Source organism: Vibrio chemaguriensis (assembly GCF_012275705.1).
Taxonomy (GTDB): domain Bacteria; phylum Pseudomonadota; class Gammaproteobacteria; order Enterobacterales; family Vibrionaceae; genus Vibrio; species Vibrio diabolicus.
Genome location: NZ_SHOE01000056.1, coordinates 1 through 1,433, shown reverse-complemented (window position 1 = coordinate 1,433; position 1,433 = coordinate 1). Strand labels below are relative to the sequence as shown.

General features: G+C 50.2%; 1 rRNA gene. It reads right to left on the bottom strand.

Features of this window, described 5'->3' with window-relative positions:
- A 23S ribosomal RNA gene (locus EX191_RS22735) occupies positions 1 to 1,411 on the bottom strand; the annotation flags it as partial.
- Between the last annotated feature and the right edge of the window lie 22 nt (positions 1,412 to 1,433).

Sequence of the window (1,433 nt, the reverse complement as noted above, 5' to 3'; positions counted from 1 at the left end):
CCCCCCATCGCAATTGTAAGAAGTACGGGAATATTAACCCGTTTCCCATCGACTACGCCTTTCGGCCTCGCCTTAGGGGTCGACTTACCCTGCCCCGATTAACGTTGGACAGGAACCCTTGGTCTTCCGGCGAGGAGGTTTTTCACCCCCTTTATCGTTACTCATGTCAGCATTCGCACTTCTGATACGTCCAGCATGCGTTACCACACACCTTCAACCGCTTACAGAACGCTCCCCTACCCAATGCACTAAAGTGCATTGCCGCAGCTTCGGTTTACTACTTAGCCCCGTTACATCTTCCGCGCAGGCCGACTCGACCAGTGAGCTATTACGCTTTCTTTAAATGATGGCTGCTTCTAAGCCAACATCCTGGCTGTCTGAGCCTTCCCACATCGTTTCCCACTTAGTAGTAATTTGGGACCTTAGCTGGCGGTCTGGGTTGTTTCCCTCTCCACGACGGACGTTAGCACCCGCCGTGTGTCTCCCGGATAGTACTTACTGGTATTCGGAGTTTGCAAAGGGTTGGTAAGTCGGGATGACCCCCTAGCCTTAACAGTGCTCTACCCCCAGTAGTATTCGTCCGAGGCGCTACCTAAATAGCTTTCGGGGAGAACCAGCTATCTCCAGGTTTGATTGGCCTTTCACCCCTAGCCACAAGTCATCCGCTAATTTTTCAACATTAGTCGGTTCGGTCCTCCAGTTGATGTTACTCAACCTTCAACCTGCCCATGGCTAGATCACCTGGTTTCGGGTCTATATCCAGAGACTGAACGCCCAGTTAAGACTCGGTTTCCCTACGGCTCCCCTAGATGGTTAACCTTGCCACTGAATATAAGTCGCTGACCCATTATACAAAAGGTACGCAGTCACAGGACAAAGCCTGCTCCTACTGCTTGTACGTACACGGTTTCAGGTTCTATTTCACTCCCCTCACAGGGGTTCTTTTCGCCTTTCCCTCACGGTACTGGTTCACTATCGGTCAGTCAGTAGTATTTAGCCTTGGAGGATGGTCCCCCCATATTCAGACAGGATATCACGTGTCCCGCCCTACTCGATTTCACTGAATATGCGTCGTCAGTTACGGGGCTATCACCCTGTATCGCCAAGCTTTCCAGCTTGTTCACCTAACGCCTATAAAGCTTAAGGGCTAGTCCAATTTCGCTCGCCGCTACTTTCGGAATCTCGGTTGATTTCTTTTCCTCGGGGTACTTAGATGTTTCAGTTCCCCCGGTTCGCCTCGTTATGCTATGTATTCACATAACGATACTTACTTATGTAAGTGGGTTTCCCCATTCGGAAATCCCAGACTCAAGTGGTTTTTACTACCTAATCTGGGCTTATCGCAAGTTAATACGTCCTTCATCGCCTCTGACTGCCAAGGCATCCACCGTGTACGCTTAGTCACTTAACCATACAACCCGAAGGAGTTTCGA